The 14,732-nt window shown below is 64.0% G+C and carries 10 protein-coding genes (1 of these 10 only partly in view); 8 read left to right on the top strand and 2 right to left on the bottom strand.

The window, feature by feature from the left end; all coding sequences use genetic code 11:
* Positions 1 to 14 precede the first annotated feature (14 nt).
* The 7 genes from ptsP (at position 15) to EB815_RS08935 (ending at position 10,463) form a co-directional block, all read left to right on the top strand.
* Positions 15 to 2,285: a phosphoenolpyruvate--protein phosphotransferase gene (gene ptsP, locus EB815_RS08905; protein ID WP_056576250.1), complete on the top strand. Its 2,271-nt coding sequence runs from the start codon at positions 15 to 17 to the stop codon at positions 2,283 to 2,285.
* 9 nt (positions 2,286 to 2,294) lie between these two features.
* The gene (gene prfA, locus EB815_RS08910; RefSeq protein WP_056576253.1) at positions 2,295 to 3,374 is read left to right on the top strand and encodes a peptide chain release factor 1; all 1,080 of its coding nucleotides are present in this window, start codon (positions 2,295 to 2,297) and stop codon (positions 3,372 to 3,374) included.
* A complete protein-coding gene (gene prmC, locus EB815_RS08915; protein ID WP_056576257.1) occupies positions 3,367 to 4,239 on the top strand; it encodes a peptide chain release factor N(5)-glutamine methyltransferase in 873 nt (290 codons plus the stop codon). The genes prfA and prmC overlap by 8 nt, the downstream gene beginning before the upstream one ends.
* A gap of 310 nt (positions 4,240 to 4,549) precedes the next feature.
* A complete protein-coding gene (locus tag EB815_RS08920; protein ID WP_056576259.1) occupies positions 4,550 to 5,539 on the top strand; it encodes a DUF4167 domain-containing protein in 990 nt (329 codons plus the stop codon).
* Between the two features lie 220 nt (positions 5,540 to 5,759).
* Entirely contained in the window at positions 5,760 to 8,366 is a 2,607-nt protein-coding gene (clpB, locus tag EB815_RS08925) for an ATP-dependent chaperone ClpB (RefSeq protein ID WP_056576262.1), read from the top strand.
* Between the two features lie 59 nt (positions 8,367 to 8,425).
* Positions 8,426 to 8,791, top strand: a complete 366-nt coding sequence (locus tag EB815_RS08930) for an MmcQ/YjbR family DNA-binding protein (RefSeq protein WP_056576265.1) — start codon at positions 8,426 to 8,428, stop codon at positions 8,789 to 8,791.
* Positions 8,792 to 8,939: 148 nt separating this feature from the next.
* On the top strand, positions 8,940 to 10,463 hold the full coding sequence (locus tag EB815_RS08935) for a L,D-transpeptidase family protein (RefSeq protein WP_056576268.1): 1,524 nt from the start codon (positions 8,940 to 8,942) through the stop codon (positions 10,461 to 10,463).
* Between the two features lie 23 nt (positions 10,464 to 10,486).
* On the opposite strand, the gene EB815_RS08940 is transcribed toward EB815_RS08935, so the two are convergent.
* Positions 10,487 to 11,056 (bottom strand): TMEM175 family protein, encoded by a 570-nt coding sequence (locus EB815_RS08940; RefSeq protein ID WP_244494129.1) that lies wholly within the window; start codon positions 11,054 to 11,056, stop codon positions 10,487 to 10,489.
* A gap of 152 nt (positions 11,057 to 11,208) precedes the next feature.
* Between EB815_RS08940 and EB815_RS08945 the strand changes: the two genes are divergently transcribed.
* Positions 11,209 to 12,768, top strand: coding sequence for an MFS transporter (locus EB815_RS08945; protein WP_056576272.1), 1,560 nt, complete (start codon positions 11,209 to 11,211; stop codon positions 12,766 to 12,768).
* Positions 12,769 to 12,779: 11 nt separating this feature from the next.
* Here the strand turns inward: EB815_RS08945 and EB815_RS08950 are convergent, their stop codons facing one another.
* A protein-coding gene (locus tag EB815_RS08950; protein WP_056576602.1) for a M23 family metallopeptidase crosses the window boundary here: on the bottom strand, positions 12,780 to 14,732 show its 3' portion. The gene runs 18 nt beyond the window's last position; the window shows 1,953 of its 1,971 coding nt (coding positions 19-1,971); the start codon falls outside the window, past its right edge; it ends in the stop codon at positions 12,780 to 12,782.

Genomic DNA, 14,732 nt, shown 5'->3' on the forward strand with positions numbered 1-14,732 from the left:
GAGAAGAAGCCGCGATGCGTGACCAGGCCAGTGGCCCGCGCGTTTTGCTGAAACGGCTCCGCGAGCTCATGCAGGAGCCGCTGGAGCCGCAGGAGCGGCTTGACCGGATCGTGCGCGACATCGCGTCCAACATGGTCGCGGAAGTGTGTTCGCTCTATGTGCTGCGCGCCGATTCGGTGCTCGAGCTCTACGCCACCGAGGGTCTGAACCCGAACGCCGTCCACCTGGCGCAACTGCGACTGGGACAAGGCCTGGTCGGCACCATCGCCGCAAGCGCACGGCCGCTCAACCTCTCCAATGCTCAGGAACATCCGGCCTTCGCCTACCTGCCGGAGACCGGGGAAGAAATCTACAATTCCTTCCTTGGCGTGCCGGTGCTCAGGGCAGGGCGCACGCTGGGCGTCCTCGTCGTCCAGAACAAGACCATGCGTCATTACCGCGACGACGAGGTCGAGGCGCTGGAAACCACCGCGATGGTCATCGCCGAGATGATCGCCACCGGCGACCTGGCGCGGCTGACCCGGCCCGGCCTCGAACTCGACTTGCGCCGGCCTGTCAGCTTCACCGGCCTGTCCTTCAACGATGGCGTCGGGCTTGGCCATGTCGTGCTGCACGAGCCGCGCATCGTCGTCACCAATCTGTTCAACGAGGACAGCGAGGAAGAGGTCCGACGGCTGGAAAGCTCGCTCGGGTCGCTGCGGCTCTCCATCGACGACATGCTGGAGCGCCGCGACGTCGCTTTCGAGGGCGAGCACCGCCAGGTGCTGGAAGCCTATCGCATGTTCGCCAATGACCGTGGCTGGGTGCGACGCCTGGAAGAGGCGATCCGCAACGGCCTGACGGCAGAAGCCGCGGTGGAAAAGGTGCAGAGCGACATGCGCGCCCGCATGCTGCACATGACAGATCCTTATCTGCGCGAGCGGATGAGCGATTTCGACGACCTCGCCAACCGGCTGCTGCGCCAGCTGATGGGACGCGGGCCGGAAGATGTCGCGGCTTCGCTGCCGAAGGACGCCATCATCGTCGCCCGCTCGATGGGCGCCGCCGAACTGCTCGACTACCCTCGCGACAAGCTGCGCGGGCTGGTGCTGGAGGATGGCGCCGCCACGAGCCATGTCGTCATCGTCGCCCGCGCCATGGGCATTCCGGTCGCCGGCCAGATGAAGGGCGCGGTTTCGATGGCCGAAAACGGCGACGCCATTATCGTCGACGGCGAGGAAGGCACGATCCATCTGCGGCCGCAGTCCGATCTCGAAGCCGCCTATGCCGAAAAAGTGCGGTTCAGGGCGCGCCGGCAGGAGGTCTACCGCGAACTGCGCAAGAAGCCGTCGATGACCAGGGACGGCGTCCAGGTCGACCTCTTGATGAATGCCGGGCTTGCCGTCGACCTGCCGCAGCTGGCCGAGGCGGGTGCTGCCGGCATCGGCCTGTTCCGCACCGAGTTGCAGTTCATGGTCGCCTCGACCTTTCCGCGTGCCGAGGCACAGGAAAAACTCTATCGCGACGTGCTGGAGGCCGCACGCGGCAAGCCGGTCACCTTCCGCACCATCGACATTGGCGGCGACAAGGTGCTGCCCTACTTCAAGGGCGCTATCCAAGAAGAGAACCCGGCGCTCGGCTGGCGGGCGATCCGCCTGACGCTGGATCGGCCGGGGCTGCTGCGCACCCAAATCCGCGCCCTGCTGAAGGCCAGCGGCGGGCGCGAGCTCAAGCTGATGCTGCCCATGGTGACCGAGCTCGGCGAAATTGCCCAGGCGCGAGAAATCATCGACCGCGAAGTGCGGCATCTGTCGCGCTTCGCCCACCATCTGCCGACCAGCCTCAAGCTGGGCGCGATGCTGGAAGTGCCGTCGCTTCTGTTCCAGCTCGACGAATTGATGAAGGCGGTCGACTTCGTCTCGGTCGGGTCGAACGATCTGTTCCAGTTCGTCATGGCGGTCGACCGCGGCAACACGCAATTGGCCAACCGCTTCGACACGCTGTCGGCGCCGTTCCTGCGCGTCTTGAAGCTGATCGCCGATGCCGGCATCCGCAACCACACGCCGGTGACGCTGTGCGGTGAGCTCGCCGGCAAGCCGATCTCGGCGATGGCGCTGATCGGCCTCGGATTCCGCTCGATCTCGATGTCACCGGCCTCGATCGGCCCGGTCAAGGCGATGCTGACGGAATTGCCGCTGGATGAGCTGACGGAGTTCTTCGACGACAATCTGATGGCGCCCGCGCAGGGGCTGCCGATGCGGGCGCTGTTGCAGGCCTTTGCCGACGACCGCTCGATCCCGTTGTAGCATCAAATCATGGTCAATTTGCCCCGCGATCGCATGGATCAAGTCGTCAAGCGTTTCGAGATGCTCGAAGCGCAGATGTCGGCCGGACCGGCGCCGGATGCCTATGTGAAGATGGCGTCCGAATATGCCGAACTGCAGGACATGGTGGCCAAGGTCAGGGAATTGCGAGCGGCCGAACACGAGCAGGCCGACCTCGAGGCAATGCTCGCCGACAAGGGCACCGACGCCGAGATGCGGGCGCTCGCCGAGGCGGATCTGCCGGGGGTGGAGGAGCGCATCGAGGCGTTGCAGAAGGACATCCAGATACTGCTCCTGCCCAAGGATGCCGCCGACGACAAGAACGCCATCCTCGAAATCCGCGCCGGAACCGGCGGCGACGAGGCCGCGCTCTTCGCCGGCGACCTGTTTCGCATGTATGAGCGCTATGCCGCCGAGCGTGGCTGGCGGTTCGAGACGGTGTCGGCCAGCGACGGCGATGCTGGCGGGTTCAAGGAAATCATCGCCACGGTCTCCGGCAAGGGCGTTTTCGCCCATCTGAAATTCGAGTCCGGCGTGCATCGCGTGCAGCGCGTGCCGGCAACCGAGGCCAGCGGGCGCATTCATACCTCGGCGGCGACGGTCGCCGTGCTGCCGGAAGCCGAAGAGGTCGACATCGAGATCCGTGCCGAGGACATCCGCATCGATACGATGCGCGCCTCGGGTTCGGGCGGCCAGCACGTGAACACCACCGATTCGGCTGTCCGCATCACCCACCTGCCGACCGGCATCATGGTGGTGCAGGCGGAGAAGTCGCAGCACCAGAACCGGGCGAAGGCCATGCAGATCCTGCGCGCCCGGCTATATGACCTGGAGCGCGGCAAGGCTGACGAGGAGCGTTCCGAATCACGCAAATCGCAGGTCGGCTCCGGCGATCGCTCGGAACGCATCCGAACCTATAATTTCCCGCAAGGCCGCGTCACCGACCACCGCATCAACCTGACGCTCTACAAGCTCGACCGGGTGATGATGGGCGAACTCGACGAAGTCATCGACGCGCTGATCGCCGACCACCAGTCGAAACTGCTGGCCGATATCGGCCTCGATGGCTGACCCGCTGCCCAAGGCGCTGGGTCCGCTGTTGCGGGAAGCGCGGGCCAGGCTTGTGGCGGCCGGGGTGGATGATCCCGTACTCGACGCACGGCTGATTGTCGAACATTTTTCCGGCACGACCCGTACGCAGGCCATTGCCGACCCTGAACATGAGATCGACAGGAACGCCATCGCCGCGATCGACGCCGCCCTGGGGCGCCGAGCCGCCGGCGAACCCGTGCATCGCATCCTGGGCTACCGTGAATTCTACGGTTTGCGTCTGGCGCTGTCGCCGGAAACGCTGGAGCCAAGGCCGGATACCGAAACGCTGGTCGAGGCGGTGCTGCCTTTCGTCAAGACAATTGCCGCGCGGGAGGGTTCGTGCCGCATCCTCGATCTCGGCACGGGGACGGGCGCCATCGCGCTCGCGCTGCTGAGTGCGGTGCCGACCGCGACCGCCACCGGTGTCGACATCGCAGCCGGAGCGCTGGCGACGGCGGCCCGCAATGCCGGGCAAACCGGACTTGGCGACCGGTTCGCGACGGTGCGGTCGGATTGGTTCGAAAAAGTTTCCGGCCGATACCATGTAATTGCCGCAAACCCTCCCTATATACCTTCACGACACATTGGAAATCTGCAGGACGAGGTCCGCGATTTCGACCCGCGCCTGGCCCTGGATGGCGGCGTGGATGGGCTGACCCCCTACCGGATCATCGCCGCCGAAGCGGCACCGTTTCTGGAAGCAGAAAGCAGGATTGCGGTCGAGATCGGCCACACGCAACGCACCGAGGTCAACGATATATTCCGCGCAGCCGGCTACGCTGCGGGCGAGTTGTTTCGTGATCTTGGCGGAAACGACAGGGTTCTTGTCTTTCAAAGGGGATAAGCCTTGACGCACCGCGAAAAAACCGCTTGGCAATACCGGGGAATGCGGCTAGGGTCGCCTCAACCGGATGAGACGAAGCAGGCAGTGCTCTTAGCGATTCGGTCCTCCTTGGAAATAGCTGCCTTCTTGCGCAAACGACGCCCAAGCTTCGTGCGGGAATCGTCCGGCAAGTGATGTAACCGGAACAGGATGGCACGTGGCGCCAACGCAATTGATGCGGGCGAACGCCGGTGAAGAAACGAAACGGCTGGCTGCATGAGCGCCTCCGTTCGTGACGATTTTTCGAAAATTTCAAGATGAAGAGAGTCGAATGAGGCCACAACAGCAGAACAGGCGCATGCGCGGTCGCAATAACAATGGCGGCGGCGGTGGCAATAACAATAACAACAACAACCGCAAGGGCCCGAATCCCCTGACGCGCAACTACGAGAGCAACGGCCCGGACGTGAAGATCCGTGGATCAGCTCAGCAGATCGCCGAAAAATACGCCACCCTGGCCCGTGACGCGCAAAGCTCCGGCGACAGGGTCATGGCGGAGAACTATCTCCAGCACGCCGAACACTATAATCGCATCATTGCCGCCGCGCAGGCGCAGATGCCGATCCAGAACGTCCAGCAGAACCGCGACGATTTCGACGATGACGGTGATGAGGATCGCGACGAGTTCGACAATGCAGGTAACAATGGGGCCGGCAACAGCGGCAACACCGTTTCCGAACCACAAGTACCTGTGATCAACCACGGCGCTGGTCCGCAGCCGGTGATCGAAGGCATGCCGGCGGAGGTCGCGCTGAACCGGGACGGCCGCGACAATCGTGACAATGCCGGGCGTGACAATGCCGGGCGCGATAACGCCGGGCGTGACAATAACGGACGCAACAATAACCGCGACAGCAATGGCGGGCGCCACCGCGATCGCCGTCCCAATGGCGGCTATGGCCAGAATGGCCAGCGCGATTATGCTTCGTCCGCCGAGCAAGGCGGTCAGCAGCAGCGCAACGAGTTCCCGGGGCAGGCAGAAGTACAGGCAGAGTCCGGTTCGCCGGCCGAGACCGCCGTGATAGCCGAGCCGGCGCCGCTGTTCGAGAGTTTTTCGCCTGCGGCTCTTGCCGCCCAGGCCGAACTCAACGAGGCGGCCACCGAGAGCGGTGCCGCCCGCCGTCCGCGCCGTCCGCGCCGTCCGCGCGCCAGTGCCGACCAGGTCGACGCCGGCAGCGGCAATGCGGATGCCGGCGAGGTGGCCGCGGCTCCGGCAGACAACGGCAGTTCCGAGCCGGTGATTGCCGATATCGACAACTGATCGAACACCATTTCAAGACGTGGAACGGCGGGGAGAAATCTCCGCCGTTTCCGTTTGGGCTGACCTGGAATATTATGCATTGACCGATATCAATGCGTCTTGAGACGGCATGGTCCATGCCCCATATCTCGGCTGAACAGGATCCGGCTCGAATGGGCGGGTCCGTCACCGCAATCTGATCCGGTGCCGCGAAGCGGGCCGGTGATGGAAGGAGACAGATATGAACCTTGAGAAGTACTCCGAGCGCGTGCGCGGCTTTATCCAGTCCGCGCAGACCATGGCGCTCTCCCGCAATCACCAGCAATTCACTCCCGAACACATTTTGAAGGTCCTCGTCGACGATGATGAAGGCCTGGCCGCGTCGCTGATCGAACGCGCCGGCGGCAATGTCCGCGACGTCAAGCTCGGCGTCGAGACGGCGCTCGAGGCAATGCCGAAGGTCGAAGGCGGCAATGGCCAGCTCTATCTGGCGCAGCCGCTCGCCAAGGTGTTCTCGACCGCCGAGGAACTGGCCAAGAAGGCCGGGGACAGCTTCGTCACCGTCGAGCGGCTGTTGCAGGCGCTCACCATGGAGAAGTCGGCAAAGACCGCCGACATCCTGGCCAAGGCCGGTGTCACCGCGCAGGCGCTGAACCAGGTCATCAATGATGTCCGCAAGGGCCGCACCGCCGATTCGGCGAGTGCCGAACAGGGCTATGACGCGCTGAAGAAATACGCGCGCGACCTGACCGCCGATGCCCGCGCCGGCAAGCTGGACCCGGTGATTGGTCGCGACGACGAGATCCGCCGCACCATCCAGGTGCTGTCGCGGCGCACCAAGAACAATCCAGTGCTGATCGGCGAGCCGGGCGTCGGCAAGACGGCGATCGCCGAAGGCCTGGCGCTGCGCATCGTCAATGGCGATGTGCCTGAATCGCTGAAGGACAAGCAGTTGATGGCGCTTGACATGGGCGCGCTGATCGCCGGTGCCAAATATCGCGGCGAGTTCGAGGAGCGGCTGAAGGCCGTGCTCTCGGAAGTCACCTCGGCCAATGGCAACATCATCCTGTTCATCGACGAGATGCACACGCTGGTCGGCGCTGGCAAGGCGGATGGCGCGATGGATGCGTCTAACCTGTTGAAGCCGGCGCTGGCGCGCGGCGAACTGCACTGCGTTGGCGCCACCACGCTCGATGAATACCGCAAGCATGTCGAGAAGGATCCGGCACTTGCCCGCCGCTTCCAACCGGTCTTCGTCGATGAGCCGACAGTAGAGGATACGGTCTCGATCCTGCGCGGCCTGAAGGAGAAATACGAGCAGCACCACAAGGTGCGCATCTCCGACTCGGCTCTGGTGGCGGCGGCGACGCTGTCCAATCGCTACATCGCCGACCGCTTCCTGCCGGACAAGGCGATCGACCTGGTCGACGAGGCCGCCTCGCGGCTTCGCATGCAGGTCGATTCCAAGCCCGAGGCGCTGGACGAGATCGACCGCCGCATCATGCAGCTCAAGATCGAGCGCGAGGCGCTGAAGGTCGAGACGGATGACGCCTCGAAAGACCGGCTCGCCCGCCTGGAAAAGGAACTTGTCGGGCTCGAAGAGGAATCCACCGAGATCACCGCCAAATGGCAGGCCGAGAAGCAGAAGCTCGGTCTTGCCGCCGACTTGAAGAAGCAGCTCGACGAGGCGCGCAACGAACTGGCCATTGCCCAGCGCAAGGGTGAATTCCAGCGCGCCGGCGAGCTTGCCTATGGCAAGATCCCCGAACTGGAAAAGAAGCTCAAGGAAGCCGAAGCCCAGGACGGCAAGGCCGGCATGGTCGAGGAGGTGGTCACCCCCGACCACGTCGCCCATATCGTCTCGCGCTGGACCGGCATTCCGGTCGACAAGATGCTGCAGGGCGAGCGCGACAAGCTGCTGCGCATGGAAGACGAGATCGGCAAGCGGGTCGTCGGCCAGGGTGAGGCGGTGCAAGCCGTTTCCAAGGCAGTGCGGCGCGCCCGTGCCGGCCTGCAGGATCCGAACCGTCCGATCGGCTCGTTCATGTTCCTCGGGCCGACGGGTGTCGGCAAGACCGAACTGACCAAGGCGCTGGCAAGCTTCCTGTTCGACGACGAGAGCGCGATGGTGCGCATCGACATGTCGGAGTTCATGGAGAAGCACTCGGTCGCCCGGCTGATCGGCGCGCCTCCCGGCTATGTCGGCTATGAGGAAGGCGGCGCGCTCACCGAAGCGGTGCGGCGCCGGCCCTATCAGGTCGTGCTGTTCGACGAGATCGAGAAGGCGCATCCCGATGTCTTCAACGTGCTCTTGCAGGTACTCGATGACGGCCGGCTCACCGACGGGCAGGGCCGCACGGTCGATTTCCGCAACACGCTGATCATCATGACGTCGAATCTCGGTGCCGAATATCTGGTCAATCTCGGCGAGGACCAGGACGTCGACGCGGTGCGCGACGAGGTGATGGGCGTGGTGAGAGCGTCGTTCCGGCCGGAGTTCCTCAACCGCGTCGACGAGGTGATCCTGTTCCACCGGCTGCGCCGCAAGGACATGGACCGCATCGTCGAGATCCAGCTCAAGCGGCTGGAAAGCCTGCTTGTCGATCGCAAGATCACGCTGTCGCTGGATCACGAGGCGATCGAGTGGCTGGCGGCCAAGGGCTATGACCCGGCCTATGGCGCGCGGCCGCTGAAGCGGGTGATGCAGAAGGAGTTGCAGGATCCGCTGGCGGAGAAGATCCTGCTCGGCGAGATCCTCGACGGCTCGACAGTCAAGGTGACGGCCGGCTCCGACCGGCTGAACTTCCGTTCGAAGCCGACGGTCGTGGCGACCGAAGCGGCGGCTTGATCCCGCGCCGCGCGTCCACCCTGGGCGCGCGGCGCTTTCATACTGATGACGGGGCGTGGATGACGCTGGACGACTACAACGGCTTCTGCGCCTCGCTGCCCGCAACAAACCATGTCGTCCAGTGGGGTGGCGCCCATGTCTGGAAGGTCGGGACCAAGGTGTTTGCGATCGGCGGCTGGGATCAGGGCCAGCAGCTCTTTGTCACTTTCAAATGTTCCGACATTGCCTATGACGTGCTCAAGGAACAGCCAGGGCTGCGGCCCGCGCCCTATCTTGCCTCTCGCGGCATGAAATGGATCCAGCGTCGGACAAGCCAGAGCATGGATGATGATGCGCTGAAGGACTATTTGCGCGAGAGCCATCGCCTTGTCGCCCTGAAGCTGACCAAGCAGGCGCGCAAGGACCTGGGCCTTGTCGCAAGCTAGCTGATATTCGTCCATACGCCGGGAAACCGCCATCTTCATGCCCGGTTCATGTTGGAACCATATGGTGGGGTAACTGGTTTGCTGGCGAAGGGTTCGCCGAAGAATAACGCCGGGCGGCGGCAATTACGGACCGGAGAGTTTGGCCACGATGTTCCGCACAATCTCTGCCCTTTCGGCGCTTGCCGCCGGGCTTGTGTCTTTTGGTGCGCTTGCGGCGCCGACACAGGACAATGCACCACGGCTTGTCCGCGCTGCCGATGACGGCGGCATTCTCGTCGCGCAGGACGGAAATCTGGACATCTACTACGACGCCCGCGGCAACCGCGTCATTGTCGATGCCGATACCGGAAAGGTCATCGCCATCCAGCCGCCGCAGACCCGGCTTGACCGGCGCGCGCTGCGCCGCGAGACAAGGTTGCGCGAGTTGGGCCGGGCTCCCGCCGATGACGACCGCTACTATCTCGACGATCCGGAAGACATGGCGCGGTTCCGCCGCAAGCAATTGGAAGAGGAAGGCCGGGTCATCCCGCCGCCGGCCGACGAATATGACCCGTATGGCGACAATTCGGTGGAAGCCTACCCGCCGGCGCCGCAGGATAACGGCAATTACGACAACAATTATCCCGATGCGCCGCAGCCGGCAAAGCCGGGCACCATCAAGCGCCAGCCGTTGAACGAGGCCTCGATAGACCCTTTGCAGCCCGCTACCCCGACGGAACAGGCCCCGCCGGCCGACCAATCGGCACTGCCGCCGAAGATTGGCGGCAAGACCACGGTTGACCCATCGCTGTCGCTGGGCGCCCGCCAGGATGTGGCGGCGCTGCAGGTGCTGCTCGACCGGGGCGGCGCTTCGCCCGGCGTCATCGACGGGCGCTTCGGCTCGAATGTCGACAAGGCCATCGCCGCCTATAATGAGATCACCGGCAGCAATCTCAAGTCGACCGATGCTGTCGGTATCCAGACGGCTCTTGCGCAATCCGGTGGCGACGCGTTTGCCAACTATACGATCACCGCGGAGGATGCGGCGGGCCCCTATGTCGCCTCGGTCCCGGAAGACTACAGCCAGAAGGCGCAGCTCAACTGCATGTGCTACACCTCTGTCACCGAGGCGTTGGCGGAGCGCTTCCACATGGACGAGAACTATCTGAAGTCGATCAACAAGGGCCTCGACTTCAACCGCCCCGGCACGATCATCAAGGTCGCCAATTTCGGCAAGCTGGTGTCAACGCCGGTCGCGCGGATCGTTGCCGACAAGACCAAGAAAGAAGTGTACGCCTACGATGCGGGTGGCAAGCTGGTGGCGGCTTATCCCGCCACCATCGGCTCGGCCGATACGCCGTCGCCCACCGGCATCCATGCGGTGTCGCGCATCGCGCTCGATCCGAACTACACCTACAACCCGAACATCAATTTCAAGCAGGGCCAAAACGACAAGATCCTGACCATTCCGCCAGGCCCCAACGGACCTGTCGGGTCGGTCTGGATTGCGCTGGACAAGCCGACCTATGGCATCCACGGAACGCCCGAGCCGTCGAAGATCGGCAAGACCGAAAGCCATGGCTGCGTGCGCCTGACCAACTGGGACGCGCGCGAACTGGCCAAGCTGGTGTCGCCGGGGGTTACCGTGGAATTCGTTGGCGGGCCTTCAGCCGATGACGTTGCGCAGCAATGAGCCGCGCAGCGCGGCGGCGTAGATCAGCTGCACGACCAGAATGAAGCTGGGTTGAGCAGGCAGAGTGCGGCGCCGATCGCCCACAGGATCTGGGCCTTGACGATTCGCATGTAGACCGTGCGCCTTGTGTCGGCGTCGACATCTTCGGCGACAAAGCCGTTCTTCTCCGCATAGTGCCAGCTGGCGAACAGGGTGACGCCGAGCATCAGCAGGTTGAGCCAGTAGACCAGCACCGCGGTCCTGAATTCGAGGAAGTCCGCCAGCAGGTCGGTCGAGAACGGCAAGAGCGCGATGAAGGCGAGAAAGCAAGGGTTCAGCGTGGCGAGCCGTCTGTCGGACTTGGCGATCAGTCCATGCTGGGCCTGCTGACCGAACCAGAAGATGGTCAAGGTCAGGAAGCTCAACGCATAGGTCAGGAAGCGTGGCGCGAGCGACGCGATGGCGGCAAGCAGGTCGCTCTCGGAATGAACAGCCTCATGCGCCGGCACCCTGATCTCGAGCACGATCAGCGTTAGCGCGATGGCGAAGACGCCGTCGGTGATGCCGACAATGCGGCCGCGTCCTTCCGCCGACGCTTCGAGTGGACGCTTCATCGTTTCCTCCGCCTGCGGTTCTCCAGAAAAATCTAGCACGACTGACGCCATTTGCGTCCAGGCGGGATGTTCCCTGGCAATATGGCTGGTTTCAAGGACTACAAGCCGCTGGCCGGTTGTTGCCAGCCCAGCGGCGGTCTAAGCAGAGTGCCATGCATTCGCCAGATGAAGCCGCCGCAATTCCGCTGACCAGACCGCTCACGAACGGGACGTTCTGCCCGCAATCGCAGCGCCGATACGTGCTGATCGCGGCGATCCTGGCGTCGGCGCTCGGCTTCATCGACGGTTCGATCCTGGCCATCGCCATGCCGGCGATCCGCGTCGATCTTGGCGCCAGTCTCGCCGAGGCGCAGTGGATCTCCAATGGCTATGCGTTGACACTGTCGGCGCTGATCCTTGCCGGTGGGGCCGCCGGCGACCGGTTCGGGCTGCGCCGGGCCTTCGTGGCCGGCATCGTGTTGTTTGTCGCGGCCTCGCTTGCCTGTGCGCTGGCTCCGAATGCTGTCGTGCTGATCGCGTTTCGCGCCCTCCAGGGCATTGGCGCGGCGATCATGGTGCCGGGCAGCCTCGCCATCATCGCCAAGGCCTACCCTAAGAAAGAACGCGGCCGTGCGATCGGCATCTGGGCGGCGGCCTCGGCGCTGACCACCGCACTCGGCCCCGTGCTCGGCGGCCTTGTCCTGTCGGCTTTCGGCGGCGGCATCTGGCGGGCGATCTTCGCCGTCAACCTGCCTCTCGGCCTGATTTCGATCTATCTCCTGCTTGCCAAGATTCCAGCCGATGCACCGACGGAGAAACGCAGCCTGGATCTCGGCGGTGGGGCGCTGGCGACATTGGCCTTCGGCGCGCTCGCGTATGGGCTGACGTCAATGAGTTCCAGCGGCGAGGGCCACATGGCGGGGCCGAGCATTGCCGCCGGCGCGGTGCTGCTTGTGGTGTTCATCCTGTTCGAGCAGAGACAGCGCGAGCCGATGATCGATCTCAGCCTGTTTCGCATCGGTGCTTTCGCCGGCGCCAATGTCGCGACATTCTTTCTCTATTTCGCGCTGTCGGCCAATCTCTTCTATCTGCCGATGCTGCTCATCGCCGGCTGGGGGCTGAGCACGGCCGAGGTCGGCTTCATCTTCCTGCCGCTGTCCGCATCGATCGCACTTCTGTCGGGGCCGGTCGGTCAATTGTCCGACCGGATCGGGCCGCGTTTCCCTATCGCCTGCGGCAGCCTGATCGTGGCTTTCGCCTTTGCCGGACTTGCCTTGCTCACCCATGCCGGCATCCATAATTTCTGGACGGGGACGTTCCCGCTGATGGCGCTGATGGGACTCGGCATGGCGCTGGTCGTCTCGCCACTGTCGACCGCGATCATGACAGCGGTGGAAGACAAGGATACGGGGGCAGCTTCCGGCATCAACAATGCCGTCTCTCGTATTGGCGGCCTGATCGCGGTGGCGGCGATGGGATCGCTGGCGGCCTGGGTCTATGCCCATGCACTGGACGGGAGTGCGATTTCAGCCGTGCCAGGCTTCGGCGAACCGGCACCGGCTGGACTTGCGCCCGCGCTTGACGCGGCACGGCTGGCCGCCAGTGACGCAGCCTTCTCCGTGGTCTCCTGGGTGACGGCGCTGCTTTGCCTGCTTTCAGCTGTCATCGCGTGGACGACAATTTCCGGAGAGCCGCTGCCGTGGTCGCGACGTACCGAAACCAGGCAAGACTGAAACGCGCAGGCTCAGCCTTCGATCTTGGCGCTGGCGACTTTCAGTGAATTGCCATCTTCCTGCTTCAGCAGATCGTCGATGCGCTCGCGCTCGCGCTTGAAGGCAACGAGGTCGTCGCCTTTCAGCACCTTGCCGACCGGCAGGCGGACCCGCATCGGATCGACCTTGGTGCCGTTGACGATCAACTCGTAGTGGAGATGCGGGCCGGTGGCGAGGCCGGTCTGGCCGAGATAGCCGATGGTCTGACCCTGGCGAACCCGCATACCCGGCTCCATGCCTTTGGCAAAGGCGCTCTGGTGGTTGTACGAGGTTTCGTAGCCATTGGCATGGCGGATGATGATCTGCTTGCCGTAGCCGCCGGCCCAGCCGACCTTCTCGATGACGCCGTTGCCGGCGGCGATGATCGGCGTGCCGATCGGGGCCGCCCAGTCGACGCCGGTGTGCATGCGGACATAGCCGAGGATCGGGTGCTTGCGGGCGCCGAAACCGGAGCGGAATTTTCCGGCGGGCAGCGGATTGCGCAGCAGGAACTGCTGGGCGCTCGAACCGTCCTCGTCGAAATAGTCGGTGCTGCCGTCCTGCATCTGGAAACGGTAGAAGTTGCGCGTGGTGCCGCCAAACGTCGCCGAAACGTAGAGAAGTTCGGAATTGTCCGATGTCTGGTCGTCACCATCGGGCTGCGAGAACAGCACTTCGAGGCGGTCGGAGGGATTGAGGCGGGACTGGAAGTCGACATCGGACGCCAGGAGCTTGATCAGCCGCTGGGTCATCGCCTTGGACATGCCGTAGGAATAGGCGGCGCGGTAGATGCCGTCATAGACATTGGGCAGGTTGCCGCGCACCACAACGGGTGCGGACGAATCATCGAACGCCGTCAAGAGTTCGGGATTCGGCTCTGGTTCTTGCGCCGGCACGTACTGGCCGCGGTCATCGAGCGCGATGGTGACGATGTGCGTGGTCTTGTCGTAGACGCTGGTGCGCACGACCTTGGCGGCATCGCCGTGGACTTCGAGGCCGACGCGCAGAACGGTTCCGGCTTTCAAAGTCGGCGCGTTCAACAGCTTGGCGATTGCTTCGGCCATGCCCGTGGCGTCGTCACCCGTATAGCCCGAATCGGCAAAGGCCTCGGTGAGGTCGGTGTCCTTGGTGAAGGGGATGATTTCCTCGGCAAAAGCCGGTGCCTGGTCGTCAATGGCAGCACGCGGCGACACCGAGACGTTTTCCGGCACGATCTTGACGTCGTAGGAGCCGGCCATCGACTCGGCAAAGGCTTCGCCGAATCGCTGCGGATCGACATAGTGGAGTGAAGCGACCTGCACGGCGCCGTCGCTGAGGTCGGTGCCGGCTTCGCGTACCACCTTTTCCACCTCGTCGGCGGAAAGGTCGCTCTTTTCATCGAAGGTTGCCGTCTCGATGGGGAAGTCGACGGTCTTCAGGCTCATCTCGCTTTCGACCTTGGCGCCATAGATCTGGCCGGAGGCTGCGGAGGCCGTCGCTGGTTGCGCGGGGGTATCGTCGCCGTCGTCGCCGAATACCTGCATCGGGTCGAAGGGCGGGTAGGGCCGGCTGGTGGTGTGGCCGGCGGCGAGCGCCATCTTGATCTGCACGAAAGGCATGGTGTGGATGACATCGCGGTCGCCGACCTTGGTGACCATCGACACTTCCATGCGGCGGCGGTCCTTGGCCTTGGCGATCTGGCGCGGCGCCACAAGCCTGGTCGTCTTGGCCACCTCGCCGGAATCGCCATTGCTGGCAAGGCCGATGAGTTCGGCGATCTCGGGTGGAGTGGCCAGTTGCTGGCGACCGTCGAGGGCGGCGAACAGCGCCACGCCCATCAGCACGCTCGAGGTTACGCCCGTCAGGAATGTTCCCGACAACCAGCGCGCAGAAACCTCGCGCCGATCGGGCGGGCCACTGCGGCCATCCGCGATAAGCGGCGGCTCATTGCCGAGTTCGGCTATGAC

Source organism: Mesorhizobium loti (assembly GCF_013170705.1).
Lineage (GTDB): Bacteria > Pseudomonadota > Alphaproteobacteria > Rhizobiales > Rhizobiaceae > Mesorhizobium > Mesorhizobium loti_D.

What these genes read in the sequence shown, in the direction of transcription:
- ptsP (WP_056576250.1), top strand. Translation starts at nt 15, where the DNA reads ATGCGTGACCAGGCCAGTGGCCCGCGCGTTTTGCTGAAACGGCTCCGC.
- prfA (WP_056576253.1), top strand. Translation starts at nt 2,295, where the DNA reads ATGGTCAATTTGCCCCGCGATCGCATGGATCAAGTCGTCAAGCGTTTC.
- prmC (WP_056576257.1), top strand. Translation starts at nt 3,367, where the DNA reads ATGGCTGACCCGCTGCCCAAGGCGCTGGGTCCGCTGTTGCGGGAAGCG.
- EB815_RS08920 (WP_056576259.1), top strand. Translation starts at nt 4,550, where the DNA reads ATGAGGCCACAACAGCAGAACAGGCGCATGCGCGGTCGCAATAACAAT.
- clpB (WP_056576262.1), top strand. Translation starts at nt 5,760, where the DNA reads ATGAACCTTGAGAAGTACTCCGAGCGCGTGCGCGGCTTTATCCAGTCC.
- EB815_RS08930 (WP_056576265.1), top strand. Translation starts at nt 8,426, where the DNA reads ATGACGCTGGACGACTACAACGGCTTCTGCGCCTCGCTGCCCGCAACA.
- EB815_RS08935 (WP_056576268.1), top strand. Translation starts at nt 8,940, where the DNA reads ATGTTCCGCACAATCTCTGCCCTTTCGGCGCTTGCCGCCGGGCTTGTG.
- EB815_RS08940 (WP_244494129.1), bottom strand. Translation starts at nt 11,056, where the DNA reads ATGAAGCGTCCACTCGAAGCGTCGGCGGAAGGACGCGGCCGCATTGTC.
- EB815_RS08945 (WP_056576272.1), top strand. Translation starts at nt 11,209, where the DNA reads ATGCATTCGCCAGATGAAGCCGCCGCAATTCCGCTGACCAGACCGCTC.